This is a genomic window from Sulfuricella sp. (assembly GCA_041651995.1).
In the GTDB taxonomy this organism is placed as follows: Bacteria; Pseudomonadota; Gammaproteobacteria; order Burkholderiales; family Sulfuricellaceae; genus Sulfurimicrobium.
The window spans coordinates 100,610-115,606 of the sequence record JBAZID010000004.1; the positions used below are offsets into that span (position 1 = coordinate 100,610).

12 protein-coding genes are annotated in these 14,997 nt (G+C 56.6%); 8 read left to right on the top strand and 4 right to left on the bottom strand.

From position 1 onward, the window contains the following. Window positions 1–212 precede the first annotated feature (212 nt). Window positions 213–1,409, top strand: a complete 1,197-nt coding sequence (dapC, locus tag WC392_07995; protein MFA5242302.1) for a succinyldiaminopimelate transaminase — start codon at window positions 213–215, stop codon at window positions 1,407–1,409. Window positions 1,410–1,425: 16 nt separating this feature from the next. Beyond that, window positions 1,426–2,247, top strand: coding sequence for a 2,3,4,5-tetrahydropyridine-2,6-dicarboxylate N-succinyltransferase (gene dapD, locus WC392_08000; GenBank protein ID MFA5242303.1), 822 nt, complete (start codon window positions 1,426–1,428; stop codon window positions 2,245–2,247). 84 nt (window positions 2,248–2,331) lie between these two features. Here dapD and WC392_08005 read toward each other — a convergent pair whose 3' ends face one another. From WC392_08005 to WC392_08015, 3 genes are read right to left on the bottom strand one after another with little or no spacing between them, the layout of a single operon-like run. Beyond that, entirely contained in the window at window positions 2,332–3,780 is a 1,449-nt protein-coding gene (locus tag WC392_08005; protein ID MFA5242304.1) for an L-lactate permease, read from the bottom strand. Continuing rightward, window positions 3,777–4,682: a branched-chain-amino-acid transaminase gene (gene ilvE, locus WC392_08010; protein ID MFA5242305.1), complete on the bottom strand. Its 906-nt coding sequence runs from the start codon at window positions 4,680–4,682 to the stop codon at window positions 3,777–3,779. The genes WC392_08005 and ilvE overlap by 4 nt, the downstream gene beginning before the upstream one ends. Next, window positions 4,675–6,609, bottom strand: coding sequence for a putative PEP-binding protein (locus WC392_08015; GenBank protein MFA5242306.1), 1,935 nt, complete (start codon window positions 6,607–6,609; stop codon window positions 4,675–4,677). Before WC392_08015 ends, ilvE begins: the two co-directional genes overlap by 8 nt. A gap of 119 nt (window positions 6,610–6,728) precedes the next feature. Here WC392_08015 and WC392_08020 point away from each other — a divergent pair, with 119 nt between their 5' ends. Genes WC392_08020 through WC392_08035 form a run of 4 tightly spaced genes read left to right on the top strand, consistent with a single transcriptional unit; the run spans window position 6,729 to window position 9,818 of the window. After that, window positions 6,729–7,280, top strand: coding sequence for an XRE family transcriptional regulator (locus tag WC392_08020; protein ID MFA5242307.1), 552 nt, complete (start codon window positions 6,729–6,731; stop codon window positions 7,278–7,280). A gap of 57 nt (window positions 7,281–7,337) precedes the next feature. Beyond that, window positions 7,338–7,589, top strand: a complete 252-nt coding sequence (locus tag WC392_08025) for a DUF2442 domain-containing protein (GenBank protein ID MFA5242308.1) — start codon at window positions 7,338–7,340, stop codon at window positions 7,587–7,589. A gap of 23 nt (window positions 7,590–7,612) precedes the next feature. Then, window positions 7,613–9,400, top strand: a complete 1,788-nt coding sequence (locus WC392_08030) for an N-acetylglutaminylglutamine amidotransferase (protein MFA5242309.1) — start codon at window positions 7,613–7,615, stop codon at window positions 9,398–9,400. After that, complete coding sequence (locus tag WC392_08035; protein MFA5242310.1) at window positions 9,384–9,818, top strand: hypothetical protein; 435 nt, start codon at window positions 9,384–9,386, stop codon at window positions 9,816–9,818. Before WC392_08030 ends, WC392_08035 begins: the two co-directional genes overlap by 17 nt. A gap of 102 nt (window positions 9,819–9,920) precedes the next feature. Here WC392_08035 and WC392_08040 read toward each other — a convergent pair whose 3' ends face one another. Beyond that, window positions 9,921–13,142: an EAL domain-containing protein gene (locus WC392_08040; GenBank protein ID MFA5242311.1), complete on the bottom strand. Its 3,222-nt coding sequence runs from the start codon at window positions 13,140–13,142 to the stop codon at window positions 9,921–9,923. Between the two features lie 147 nt (window positions 13,143–13,289). On the opposite strand from WC392_08040, the gene WC392_08045 reads away from it, so the two are divergent. Continuing rightward, on the top strand, window positions 13,290–13,640 hold the full coding sequence (locus WC392_08045; GenBank protein ID MFA5242312.1) for an ArsC family reductase: 351 nt from the start codon (window positions 13,290–13,292) through the stop codon (window positions 13,638–13,640). Then, window positions 13,640–14,770: a succinyl-diaminopimelate desuccinylase gene (dapE, locus tag WC392_08050; protein MFA5242313.1), complete on the top strand. Its 1,131-nt coding sequence runs from the start codon at window positions 13,640–13,642 to the stop codon at window positions 14,768–14,770. The genes WC392_08045 and dapE overlap by 1 nt, the downstream gene beginning before the upstream one ends. Window positions 14,771–14,997: the final 227 nt, after the last annotated feature.

Genomic DNA, 14,997 nt, shown 5'->3' on the forward strand with positions numbered 1-14,997 from the left:
ATTCATGTAGGTTGGGTTAGCGGCCTTATCGCGCTTGTCCTCGGGTGATCTGGCCGGGGATAACCCAACAAACCCCAATATTCAAAACCGGCATTTTTAAGGAGATTGGGTCTGTTGGGTGCGCTACGCCTCACCCAACCTACATCTCTATTTCGCCATGATAATAAATGATGAAATAATTATAAAACATAATATTAAACATAAAATTTAAAGTGAATTCAAATATAAATCACCTGCATTCCTACCCCTTCCAGAAGCTGCGCGAGCTGTTTCATGGAACTGCGCCCAACGCCAAATACGCGCCGGTCAATCTTTCCATCGGGGAGCCCAAGCATGCCACACCGGCTTTCATCACCCAGGCGTTGACGGACAATCTTGCCGGACTGGCGAATTATCCCACAACCCAGGGCAGTGAAGCGTTGCGTCAGTCGATTGCCGGCTGGGTCTCACGCCGCTACAAGGTGCCAGCGCTGGATATCGCCAGGCAAATTCTGCCCGTCAACGGCAGCCGCGAAGCCCTGTTTGCCTTTGCCCAGGCGGTGATCGACACCAACCGGACGCAGCCGGTGGTGATCTCGCCCAACCCCTTTTACCAGATCTACGAAGGCGCGGCCTACCTTGCAGGTGCCACGCCCTACTATCTCAACACCCTGCCGGAAAACGGCTACAACATGGAATTTGACCGGGTGCCGGAAGGCATCTGGCAGCATACCCAGCTGGTATATGTGTGCTCGCCGGGCAACCCCACCGGCAAGGTCATGGATCTGGCGGCATGGGAACATCTGTTCGAGCTTTCCGATCGCTACCACTTCGTGATCGCTTCCGACGAATGCTATTCCGAAATTTATCCGGATGAAGCCAATCCGCCGCTGGGCGGACTGGAAGCGGCCTACCGCCTGGGCCGCCACGACTACCGGCGGCTGGTCATGTTCAGCAGCCTGTCCAAGCGCTCCAACGTGCCCGGCATGCGTTCCGGCTTCGTCGCGGGCGATGCGGCCATCATGGAAAAATTCCTGCTCTACCGCACCTATCACGGCTGCGCCATGAATCCGGCGGTGCAGGCAGCCAGCGCCGCGGCCTGGAACGACGAGGCGCACGTGGTGGAAAACCGTCGCCTTTACCGGGAAAAATTTGCCGCCGTGACGCCCATCCTGCAAGAAGCCCTGCCGGTGATGCAGCCCGACGCGGCGTTCTATCTCTGGGCCAGAACGCCTATCTCAGATACCGATTTCGCTCTGGGACTGTACCGGGATTATAATGTTACGGTTTTGCCGGGCAGCTTTCTCGCCCGCGAAGCGCGTGGAATCAACCCCGGCGAACAATTCGCGCGCATCGCGCTGGTCGCCCCGCTGGCGGAATGCCTGGAAGCCGCGCAAAGAATTCAAGAATTCGTTAACAAAGCCAAATAAAACCTTAGGAAAAATCATGCAAGAACTGCAAAGCATTATCGAAGAAGCCTTTGAACGCCGCGCCGACATCACCCCGCGCAATGTCGAAACCAAGGTCAAGGACGCCGTCGACAGCGTGCTGGAAATGCTCGACAAGGGCCAGCTGCGCGTCGCCTCCAAGATCGATGGCGCATGGGTCACCCATCAGTGGCTGAAAAAGGCCGTGCTGCTGTCCTTCCGTCTAGAAGACAACTTTTTCATCAAGGGCGGTTTCACCAACTACTTCGACAAGGTGCCCTCCAAGTTCGCCGACTACAACTCCAAGGATTTCCGCGAGGGCGGCTTCCGCGTGGTTCCCCCCGCCGCCGCGCGCAAGGGTTCCTTCATCGCCAAGAACGTGGTGCTGATGCCCTCCTACGTCAACATCGGCGCCTATGTCGATGAAGGCACCATGGTCGACACCTGGGCCACCGTCGGCTCCTGCGCCCAGATCGGCAAGAACGTGCACCTCTCCGGCGGCGTCGGCATCGGCGGCGTGCTGGAACCGGTGCAGGCCAACCCCACCATCATCGGCGACAACTGCTTCATCGGCGCGCGCTCCGAAGTGGTGGAAGGCGTGATCGTGGAAGATAACGTGGTGATCTCGATGGGCGTATACATCGGCCAGTCCACCAAGATCTACGACCGCGAAACCGGCGAAGTGTTTTATGGCCGCGTGCCTGCCGGTTCGGTGGTAGTGTCCGGCAACCTGCCCTCCAAGGATGGCAGCTACAGCCTGTACTGCGCCGTGATCGTGAAAAAGGTGGATGAGAAAACCCGCTCCAAGGTCGGCATCAACGAACTGCTGCGCGGGATTTGACACACGGAAAGGCGGGCCACCCCGCCCTTTCCGATCCCTCGATCTCCCGGAGGATACGCACATATATTGAGCGTCTCAGAAAATCTAGCCGAGCCAATTCGCCATCAAAACCAGTGTGCCGGTTGCAGCAAATCCCATGGGTAAAGCCAGCCTGTAAACTTGGTGTTCCGCATTCGTTTTGAGTAAAGCACAGCCCATCGCCACCCGAATGGGCGATAGCATCGTCAGATTGCTTCCCGCTGTATTCTGTATCGCCGCAATCCAATGGCTACTAACGGTGCTATGCGCAGACAGTGCCGTTTGCATGGGCATGAGCATGGCATTGGACGCCACATTACTGCCAGTCAGAAAGCCCGCAATGGCCGCAAAAACCGGGCTAGCCAAAACCGCCAGAGTACCTCCTGCTAGCCCCTCCCAGCTTTTGGCCAATTCCACCGCGATACCCGCAGAGGTCATGATTTGCGCCATCACGACAAAAACAAGTGTCACAACAACGGGAATCTTTGCGGCCGAAAGTGCGCCCCCCCCGATCAGACGCCAGCGCGGCCACGTTATCCTTTTCCCCGCGCCATAAAGCAAGGCAGTTGCCAGGAGCAAGAAGCTTACGTGGTAGAACACGGGAAAGGGCGGAAGATCCGGCAAAGGTCGAATAATCCATAGCCCCTTGAGAAACTCGCCAACTACCCCGATTGCCCGCGTGGCCAGCAAGATCCCAACAAGCAGCACATAGGGTAGTGCCAGTTTGAGCACCTGTAGCCAGCCCGTCAGTGTAGGCTGGCTATCACGCCAATACCGTAGAACCAACAGCACCCCCGCCGCAAACATACCGGCCGTCTCGACAGCCATGAAACGGTTGCATAAGTACAGTAGCAGGAATAACGCAACTACCCACAGGATGTCATCCACCTTTTGCAAAGTGTTTGCCCCCAAGCCCTGCTGCGAGGCGTACCGCCAAAACAGGAGTAAGTATGCTGCCAACAGAGGACCTGACAGCAAGGCGCTGTAGATGCCAAGTTGCGCCAACGGGATGCCTGCAATCCCCGCCCCAACCACGGTTCCTGTTGCCAGCGCCCCCCAGGGAACAAGTATCTGGCTGAATAGTCCGAACAAGACCGCGACTGGGCCGGATATTCCCATGCGGAGCAGGAAAGGAACGGTAATGATTAACCCCACCCCAAACCCCGTCGCAGACTCAAAGAAGGGGCCGAGCAAGAAGCACACTGAAAAAAGTGTGCGATAAGAAAATGGGGACGCCTTTTCCTGTACTTGCTCGAACAATTCGCTGGCGGCCTTAATGGTGTGGTAGAAAAATAGGCTGGCCAAAATCACGGATATGGCCAACCAAGCCAGCCACGCCCCTTTCGCCGCTTCCAGTACCAGAAATGACGAGAAGCTGACGGGCGCGTTCTTGGCCAGGTATGCCGCTGGCACCGTGAGCAACAACCCTACAATCCCGGCCTGGAGTAACGTGGCCTTGCGCAGGACAAGCAGCGCCATAACTGTGAGAAGGGGAAGCAGGTATAGAATTGTCATGCCCCATTCCTTTTCCCTTTTCCTGTCGCTGCACCAAACAAGTCGAGGAGTATCGAGGTAACGGGCCCGAGCATACCGTTTCCGACGGGGTATCCCCCATATTCGCAGACAGGAACAATTTCGGCATGCGTGCCAGTCAAGAATATTTCTTCAGCCACGGAAAGGTCGTAAGGCGTCAAATCCCTCTCCACCACTTGCAAACCAGCCTCGGACAGCAAGTCGAACGCCACCCTCCTTGTAATTCCTTCCAGTATCCCACTTGATGGTGCGGGCGTGAGGACGATGCCGTTCCTCACAATAAACACGTTAGCCACGGGCGCCTCAGCAACGAATCCCCGTGAATCGAGCAAAATCACGTCATCAACGCCCATGCGGTTAGCATCCAACTTGCCGAGTACCGTAACCAGATAATTTAGCGACTTTATTTGTGCCGTAGCGGAGTCCACCGCACATCGCCTCACACTGGAAAGGGCCGCCCGGATTCCATCTCGTTTCTGTCCATGCAAGGGCGGAATATCACGGACAATGAGGATTAGCTGTGGATTCTGGCACGGTGCCGGATCAGGCCCCATGGGGCCGACTCCCCTAGTGACCACCAGCCTGATGTACGCATCGTTCAGCCGGTTTAGTGACAGTCCCTCGCCAATCAAGTCCATCAGCTGCTCCCCCCGGACTGGCAGCTTCAAACCCAGGCAACGGGCAGATCTTTCCAGACGATCAAAATGTTGATCTGACATGAAAACCTGTTTCCCATATGCCCTCATGCCTTCGTAAACGCCATCACCGTACAGAAAACCATGATCAAACACAGACAGCCTGGCCTGTTCGACAGGAACCCATTCACCGTTCAAATACACGTGCTCGGCTGTTTCAAGCACTTTGGCAACCGGTATGTTATGCATGGCCTTCCCCCTCTTGAGTTGAGTGCAATTTTGCATCAGCAGCGGCGAATAGCGCGTCCAGCAACCGGTCAGGGCTTGTCGAAACGTAACTCAACCCCTCAGGCGCAGCGTGCGTCGAAAGCCACGAAACGGTTTGCCAGTCCCCCGCCTGCTCGCCCCCGAACCCTATTGTTAGCGGCCCGTTCCGGGAAGCCGTCCGCATCCGGCGCAACAGGCTGCAAATCGTGCTTCCGACGGTATCCGAATGCAACGTCAGGAATGGATTGGACGGAAGAATCCCGCTCTTGACGTAATGCGGAATAATGGCCCGGGTCGCATCATGCCGATTGAGATTCAAGGTCGCGGCGGTGAAATCATTACCGCCGACCAAGGCGCCACGGAATTCGATATACCTGCCTTTCTTGTTAAGGAATTTTTCAATGCTGTGATATGCCGCACTGGTTTCGACCATGATTGCGAGACCTGTTTCTGGCAGCCGAAGCCCTTCCTTGAGAAGCTTTCCGTAGGTTTCGTCGAATATTTCAATGTGAATGTTTATTTCTTCAGGGAAAGTCACCATTGCCACGAGGATTGTCAGCTGGACGTCGGCGCCAAGGCGAATTGCCTCATCGGCAGCACGGAGGACGGCTTCCGCCTGAAGCCTCAACAAATCCAGCCGGAGCATATGCAGCCTTGCGCCACGGCAACCGTGAAAAGTCTCCGACTCCCGCAAGGTCTCGCGGATTTGCTTCTCAACTTTTTGAGCATCGAGCCGATAGGATTCAGAGAGTGCTGCAATGTCCAGGCCGTCCGGAAACAGCTTGTTGAACGGCATGCAGAGCAACCGAACGACGGTCGGGCAGCCGCTGTTGGCGATAAAAATATCCCTAGTACAATCCGTTTCAAAACGCATTATGAGATTTTTTGCCTTTTCAAAATTGGATTTATCTATGCTGCCGCGTCCGAGCATTAACACTCTGAGCGCGTCCAGTTCTTCATTCCTGCGGTAAAAACGCTCGGTTCGCAGCAGGCCGATACCGGTAAGCTGGTCATGCAACGTGAATGCTATATCCCCATGCTCATCTGCCTCGATATCGGCAAATGCGAGCCGTGTTTGCACCGTCCCATCCACAGTATGCGCGGTGGCCATAACCCTAATGGGTGTGAGCTGCCGGGCCGCCTTGAGTGCTTGCTGAAATACCTTGAACTCATCATCCTTTGCCAGGTATACAAGCCTTGGCCGATATTGCTGATATAGAGGAGTTTCGCGGAACCGCTTCCACGCCTGCACCGGGCCAAATTGCTCAATCGCCACCACCATGATGTCAGTGAGCATTGAATGTATTTCCTTAGCTGCCGGGGTGATTGCCCCGATCAAACCTGCGTAGATCATCCCGGAATTTCCGTCAAGCGTGACAAGGTCGCCTTCCGTCATCCGAACGAGGCCATTTGGCCCTTCGATTTCCACCGTTCGCGCATGGATGGTCGCCTGGATCTGGCGCCCATCTGAAAAACTGAAATCCACATTGCGCTTTGATAGCTTGCCGCCGGGGCTAGAAAAAGAAGCCTGAACTCCGATCACGGACGGCAGGCCTTCGCTTTTCGCCTGCACGGCGCACCATGCATTCGGACTTGCGTTCGAGGACAGAAGCGCTTTCGAGAGGGAAAGTGGCTCCAAGTCGTTGCAGTCTCCTTCATCCACTCCATAAATGACGGGCAACCGGACCATGTCCTGCCCAAAAACAGAACGCAGATGGGCAATATTTTCGGGTTGGAAGATCAAGTAACCGGTGACAGTGCCGGGATGTAGCCCGATACCTTCGAACAAGGCTTGAGAGGGATTTTCTACGAGTGACGGGTTACACCATTTTCGAACCATGCCCTGAAGATGTTGCTTGCCCAAACCTTGTAGCTTTTCGTGCGAGACAGCCGCAGTTATCGCGTTCATGCTATTCTCCAAATTGATAATTGGTCATGTAAAGACAACAAATTACCCGATGCATGTTACATTCAAGTTTCACTATGGTGTATTAATTATATTTTAGTGAAAAAAAGAGATCATGAATTATGTTTGGCATTAAAGTTGGCGCTCTTCGGAAAAGCTCAGGGATGACGCTAAAGGATCTGTCGGCGGAAAGTCAGGTGAGCGTTTCAATGCTTTCGGAAATCGAGCGTGGCAATCGCCAGCCCACCATTGATGTTGCCTGCCGGATCGCTAAAGCCTTGGGAACGAGCCTAAGTCAGCTGGTTGATGAAAAACCATCGCTGACAAGGCTGGTCATTCGTGCGGAGGATCAACCCGTATTGGTTGACCCGAAATCTGGAATCAGGCGGATAAGTTTGTCACCGGTATCAGGCCAGGGAAATTTGGAGTTCTTGAGGTTTGAATTACCCCCGAAAGCGGCATCAGGGAGTTTCCCCCCCCACGAACCAGGGACCGTGGAATATGCCTCTGTTCTCAAGGGAGAGGTGATTGTTCGGCTGGAGGATGAGCAATATCATTTGCACGAAGGCGACTGTATCTATTACAAGGGCGACTGCGCGCATGGCTTCGAAAATCCAGCCAACAAGATTGCCTGCCTTCATGTAATCATCTATCGATCCTCGTCAAGCTATTGATCACGCAACACTAGATGCTAAGGGTAAAATGCCATTCCCAATCAAAGGACTCGATCAATGAGAATTGCAGAATTGTCCCCACATGCAGACTTGACTTTTTCGGTCGTCGCCAATGACGGGCGAGTCGGCCAATTTGATCTTCGCCCCTATCTTCAATATGAAGCGTTCGAAAAATTGAATGACCTTGCCGAATTCATGAAGATAAGAAACGGCGAGTATTTCGTTGAGTGGGAATGCGGCGTGGATCTCTCAGCAGATACGATTGAGGCCAAAATGCTCATTGTAGATAATGCGAACAAGCAACATTAGAACAACCAAATTTGAGTAATGCCATGTGCGGAATCTGCGGAGAACTGCGCTTTGACGGCGCCCCATCGGACATCGCCATCATCCGGCGGATGGCAGACAAGCTCGCGCGGCGCGGGCCCGACCACGAAGGCATCATTACCGACGGCCAGCTGGCCTTTGGCCACCGTCGCCTCGCCATCATCGACCTGTCCGAGCACGCCAACCAGCCGATGGTGGACAAGGCGCTGAAGCTGACGCTGGTATTCAACGGAACAATCTATAATTACAAAGAATTAAGAGCCGAACTTCAGGAACTGGGTTACGAGTTTTTTTCGGAAGGCGACAGCGAAGTCATCCTCAAGGCCTACCATGCCTGGGGTGAAAAGTGCGTTGAGCGCTTCTACGGCATGTTCGCCTTCGCCGTCTGGGACATGCGCCACCTCAGCCTGTTTCTGGCGCGCGACCGCTTTGGCATCAAGCCGCTTTACTACGCCCTGGACGGCGCCAGCCTGCGCTTCGCGTCGAACCTGCAAGCCTTGCTCGCTGCCGGCGGCATCGACACTTCGATAGACCCGGTCGCCCTGCACCACCATTTCACCCTGCACGCGGTCGTGCCTGCGCCGCGCACCCTCCTGAACGGCGTGAAGAAGCTGCCTCCGGCGATGACCATGACCATCAGCGCCGAAGGCCAGGTGACCCAGCGCAACTACTGGCACCTCAACGCCACCCGCCCGGCGTCTGAACTGTCCGAGCAGGACTGGCTTGCCGCCACCCGCACCGTGCTTGCCCGCGCTGTGGAGCGCCACCGGCTGGCCTCGGATGTGCCAGTCGGGGTGCTGCTGTCGGGCGGGCTGGATTCCAGCCTGCTGGTTGGGCTGCTGGCCGACCACGTGGACGATCTTTTGACTTTTTCGGTGGGCTTCGAGGATGTCGGCGAAGGGGCTGAAAAAGCGGACGAATTCGAGTATTCCGACCAGGTGGTGGAGCGCTTCAAGACTCGCCACCACAAATACCTCATCCCCAATGCGGAAGTCCTGAAACGCCTGCCTGAGGCGGTGGCTCAAATGGCCGAGCCGATGGTGGGCCAGGATGCGGTGGCTTTCTACCTGCTCGGCGAGAAAGTGTCGCAAGAGGTGAAGGTGGTGCTGTCCGGCCAGGGGGCGGACGAAGTTTTCGGCGGCTACTTCTGGTATCCGCGTATGGAAGCTGCTTCAGGCTCCGCCCTGGAACGCTTCCGTGAGCACTATTTCGACCGAGATCATGCCGAGTACCTGGAAACCGTCTCCCCGGCCTATCACGTTCCCGATGTTACTGCCGAACTGGTTGAGCGAGAATTAACCAAACCGGATGCCGACGGCTTCCTCGACCAGGTATTGCGCTTCGATGTCACCACGCTGGTCGTGGATGATCCGGTCAAGCGCGTCGACAACATGACCATGGCCTGGGGCCTGGAGGCGCGCGTCCCCTTCCTTGACCACGAACTGGTGGAACTGGCGGCGAGGATGCCCCCTTCTCTCAGGCTAAAGGAAGGCGGCAAGTTTCCACTCAAGGCTATCGCCCGCGGTCTGGTCCCGGATGCGGTGATCGACCGCCCCAAGGGCTATTTCCCGGTACCGGCATTGAAATACGTGCGCGGCGATTTCCTCGAATTCATGCGTGCCATCCTGATGTCGGAAACCTGCATCCGGCGCGGCCTCTACAATCGCGCCTACGTGGAAAAGCTGCTGGCCGAGCCGGAAGCCTATTTCACCCGCATCCAGGGCAGCAAGCTGTGGCATCTGGCGCTGCTGGAGCTGTGGTTGCAGATCAATATCGATGCCCACCATGCTTGAGTACTATCGCGACCTGGCGGTACAGCTCGCCGCCATGCCCGGCGGCCACGCCAATCTGCGCCAGGAATATTTCAACTCCGTCACCCTTCCCGATACGATCCCCGACATGGTCTTGTCTTCAGGCGAGATCATCGAAGGCTGGCGACTTCTGGAAGGTGGCGCCCTGATTCTGGTCAGCGCCAGGAATGGCGCCTCATTGCTCGTTTGGCTGAGGAAGGATGGCGAGAAAACCATTGCTGAATTTCCGGCTGAGCTGCGGGAAGCCGCCCGCGAGTGCTCCATCACCCCCCTCGGTCTGGCGCTCCTGGCTCTCGCCATGGGCGGCGTGGATGACGGTCTCCTCCGGAAACTGCTGCCCGATTTGCACAAGGCCGGCAAGGGGCTGCTTCTGATTGCTGCCTGCCGTCTGTGCGGCTAGCGCAAAAACCAAAGCGGCTTTGTTAACCCGGCCCCGATGTAGGAGGCCCGCCTCGGGCCGATTCAGCCTATCGCGGCGAGGGCGGCGCCTACCCGTGGGTTATTAATCGCGCGATTTCCTGGAATAACGCATTTCCTGTTCAAGAAATGCCTCTCTGACGGCGCCAAGGACTTCTCCGTCATTCCATGGCTTGGTGATGTATTTGTAAATCGCGCCTTGATTGAAGGCCTCGGCAATCAATTTCAGGTCGCTATGGCCGGAAAGGATGATGCGCCCCACCTCGGGGTACATCCGCTTGACTCTGCTCAGGAATTCAATGCCACTCATATCCGGCATGCCCTGATCGGACAGGATCACGCCGGCCTGATGGCAGGCAAGCAGTTCAAACGCCTCGGCCGGACTATGGGCAACCAGAATTTGATAACCCTCGATGCGAAACAGCCGGGTCAAGGCGGCGGTAACATTGGGTTCATCGTCCAGCAACAGCAGCGTGCGTTGCCTGCTTTCGTCAGCCGGGCCATTCTGCACCAGCTTTCGCCCGCTCCGCAGCATCTGCTCGAAATCACTGACAGGAACCGGACGGCTGAAGAAATAACCCTGTATTTCATCACAGCCGTGGCTACGCAGGTATTCCAGCTGCCCCTCCGTTTCCACCCCCTCGGCAATGACATTCAACCCCAGGCTGTGCGCCATGGTGATAATCGCGACGACGATGGCGGCATCACTGGGATCCCGCGTAATCTCCCGGACAAAGGATTGATCCACTTTAAGCTTGTCGATGGCAAATTGCTTCAGGTAACTGAGTGAAGAATAGCCGGTGCCGAAATCGTCAATTGAAATCGACGTCCCCGCCTCTTTCAGTTCCCGCAGAATCCTGATCACCCGGTCCGCATCCTCCATCACCGCGCTTTCAGTCATTTCCAGTTCGAGATAGCGGCCATCAATGCCCGTATCCAGCAGCACCCCGGTCGTCATCTTGACCAGTTGACGCTGCCTGAACTGATGCGCCGACAGGTTCACCGCCACGGTCGGCGTCATCACCCCGGCATCCTGCCAGACCTTGATCTGGGCACAGGCTGTCCGCATCACCCATTCACCGATCGGGAATATCAGGCCGCTTTCCTCTGCCAGCGGGATAAATTTCGCCGGAGAAACCAGCCCCATTTCCGGATGCTGCCAGCGGATCAATGCCTCCGCGCCGATGATCTCGCCGCTATGCAGATTGACCTGCGGCTGGTAGTAGAGCAGCAATTCTCCGTTATCCACCGCTCGGCGCAGGCTGGTTTCCAGGCTGAGTCTTTCGACTGAACTGGCATCCATGTTTTCGTCGTAAAAGCGGAACCTGTTGCGGCCGCGTTTCTTGGCCCGGTACATGGCCACGTCGGCATTTTTCAGCAATTCCTCGCCGCTATCGCCGTCCTTGGGGTACAAGCTGATGCCGATGCTGGCGCCAATAAATACCTCCCGGCCGGAAATGCTGAAGGGCCGGGTCATGGCATCGAGGACCCGCTGGGCAACCGGGATCGCGCTATCGGCCACTTCCATTTCCACCAAGATGACGAATTCATCGCCCCCCAGGCGAGCCACCGTATCGCTGTCGCGCATCAGATCGGTCAGGCGCTCCGCCATGCCACGCAACAGTTCATCGCCTGCACCATGGCCCAGGCTGTCATTGATTTCCTTGAAGCGGTCAAGATCAAGCAGCAACAGTGCCACCACGGATTTTTCACGTGCCGCCCGCTCGATCAGCAGGCCGATACGGTCATTGAGAATGGTGCGATTGGCCAGACCGGTCAGGGTGTCGTGCGTGGCCTGATGCGCCAGTTGCTCCTCGTGGCGTTTGCGCTCGGTGATGTCCTTGAAAGTCACCACGGCACCAGTCACTTTCCCGCCTTCAAACATGGGAATGGCCGAATAATCCGCATAAAAACCGCTGCCATCCTTGCGCCACAGCATTTCATCACTGCCTTGATGGCTAACGCCTTCTTCAACCGCCGCATGCATATGGCATTCGTCTATCGGAAACGGTGTGCCGTCAGCCTTGCTGTGGTGCGATGATTGATGCAGGGGCAATCCGAGCAACTCATCCACCTGGTACCCCAGCATGGATGCCGCCGCCGGGTTGACGAAGGTAATCATGCCTTTCCTGTCTACCCCGCAAATCCCTTCTCCGGCGGAGTCAAGAATCAACTGGTTGCGGTAGCCCAGATTTTCGATTTCCTGATTGGACTGCATAACCTGGTTTTTCCATGCCTCCAGATTGTCCGCCATCTCGTCGAAAGAGCGCGCCAGCTGACCAAGCTCCCCATCATCATGTGGCAACCCGGAGCGGACAGAAAGATCGCGCTGACTCATACGCCGGGTGGCACTGGACAGAACCCGGACACGCTTCAGCACCAGCACGTCACTACCCACCCATGCCAGCGCAAGCACCAGAAAGCCCACTCCCATCATCAGTGAGACATTGCGGACAAATGCCCGATTGACCTTCGCATACACTGCCTCGGCAGGAATGCCAACCACTGCATATGCACAGCAGCTGGGCCGGCTGAACAGGGGGGCAAATGCGAAAATCCGGTGGACGCCGTCGAGGCCGGCGCCGTCATAAGTTCCCTCGCCCTGCGACTGCTGAATTTTCTTGTACAGCGGCAGGGCTGATAGCGACTTGCCGACGTAATTTGCAGAATCGGGGTGGCGTGCCAGAATGTTTCCGCTACCATCAAGCAGAATCGCAACATCCCCTGTTTCCATATGGGGAGTTTCTGCCAGGCGTTCATTCAATCGGTCAATGTCGAGAAGAACGAATACTACCCCCCAGATCTGATTGCCGGTATTGAGTAGCGGATAGCCAAAATGAATGCCGCGCTTGGCTGCGATACGGCCAACCTGGTAGTCGCCGATGGAGAATTCCCGGGTTGCGACCGCGCGCTGAAAAAAGGCACGATCCGCCACGTTAACCGGCCCTGACAGCGGCAGCGCACTACACACCACGTCGCCGTTGCTGAGCGCGACACCGGCATTGGCGTAATCCGAGCTGAAACGCAGGATGCTCGCCAGCATCTTGTTGCAGGCGCCAGCCGATTGGGTGTCCGGGATTTCCGCCAAGGTCGATAGACCCTTCAGCATCTGACGCACGGACGAGGATGTGGCCCGGTGCCCTTCAGCTACCGTCTGCGCCATCTTCAGCGCTTCCCTTTCTGCGTATACTGCTGCTTCCCGCCGCTGCTCGAAGGTAGAATAGAGCACCAGCAGAAAGGCCGGCAATACAGCGACCAGGATCAGCAAAATCAAGCGGAAGCGCAGGCTCATAAAACGCTGAAACATACCCCTCCAAATATTATTGGTTGTGCTGCATGTTTTTTTTATCTTAGGTCATAATTGCTTAAGCTGATATGAATATAACCATTTTCAGGGAAAACCCTATCCGGGTTACATGGAATTGCTGACATCGACACTGAATAAAATATACACATGAAACTCTACGGCATCCCCAACTGCAACACCGTCAAGAAAGCCCGCGCCTGGCTTTCCGGACAAGGCATCACCCTGCCCTTCCACGACTTCAAGAAGCAGGGTATCAGTGAAGCGCTGCTCAAGCCCTGGCTGAAGCAGGCCGGCTGGGAAAAGCTGGTCAATCGCCAGGGCACCACCTGGCGCCAGTTGCCGGATGAAGTCAAGGCCGCCGTCTGTGACCAGGATAGCGCGATCCGGTTGATGCTGGAAAAACCCAGCGTGATCAAGCGCCCGGTACTGGAAAAGGACGGCAAGATCACACTCGGTTTCGATGAAGCCGTCTACCACACCTTATTTGGGACTAAATAATGCACAACAGCACTCTGGAACTGGCCCGGGAGCTCATCACCCGGCGCTCGCTCACGCCCGATGACGCGGGATGCCAGGAAATATTGATCGAGCGCCTGGAAAAAATCGGCTTCAAAATAGAGAAAATGCGCTTCGGCAACGTGGATAACTTCTGGGCCCGGCGCGGCATGACTGCGCCGCTGGTGTGCTTTGCCGGTCACACCGATGTCGTTCCCACCGGCCCGGTGGAAAATTGGGACAGCGATCCCTTCATCCCCACCCTGCGCGACGGCATGCTGTTCGGACGCGGCGCGGCGGACATGAAAACCTCTCTCGCCGCCTTCATCACCGCGATCGAAGCCTTTGTTGCCGAGCATCCCGATCATGCCGGCTCCATCGCCCTGCTCATCACCTCGGACGAGGAAGGCATCGCGCTGGACGGCACGGTAAAAGTGGTGGAAGCGCTGCAAGCCCGCGACGAGAAGATGGATTACTGCATTGTCGGCGAACCCACCTGCGTCGCCAAGCTCGGCGACACGCTGAAAAACGGCCGCCGGGGCTCCCTTTCCGGAAAATTGACGGTGAAGGGCATACAGGGCCACATCGCCTATCCCCATCTGGCAAGGAATCCCATTCACCTGGCTGCCCCGGCCATCGCCGAACTGGCGGCGACCCAATGGGACGCGGGAAACGAGTACTTTCCGCCCACCACCTGGCAGATATCCAACATCCACGGCGGCACCGGCGCGACCAACGTGATTCCCGGCACGGTGGAAATGCTCTTCAATTTCCGTTTTTCCACCGCCAGCACCGTGGATGAACTGAAATCCAGGGTTCACGCCATTCTGGACAGGCATGGTCTGGAATATGAACTGCTGTGGGAGCTTTCCGGCAAGCCGTTTCTGACACCCAAGGGCGATCTGGTGGATGCGCTCGCCGCCGCCATCAGCCAGGCAGTCGGCCTGGAAACCGCGCTATCCACCTCCGGCGGCACCTCGGATGGGCGCTTCATAGCCGACATCTGCCCGCAAGTGGTTGAATTTGGCCCCAACAACGCCACCATCCACAAGCTCAACGAATGTGTGGCGCTGGCGGACATCGAGCCGCTCAAGGAAATCTACCGCCTCACCTTGGTCAAGCTGCTGGCCTGACCATGTCACTTTCGTTCATCCTCTTCGTCGCGGCTCTGGCCGGCCTGCTCGTGTTCCTTTATGTTCGCGCTGGAAGGCAGCGGGAAAAAGGCTCAAACGGGGGTGATGCAGGGGGCGCTGGTTTCAATTCTGACTCGGACAGCCATTGCGGCGACTCCGGCTCGGGCGGCTGCGGCGGGGATGGCGGCGGAGGCGGGGACTAATAATCATGCAGGGTGGGTTAAGCG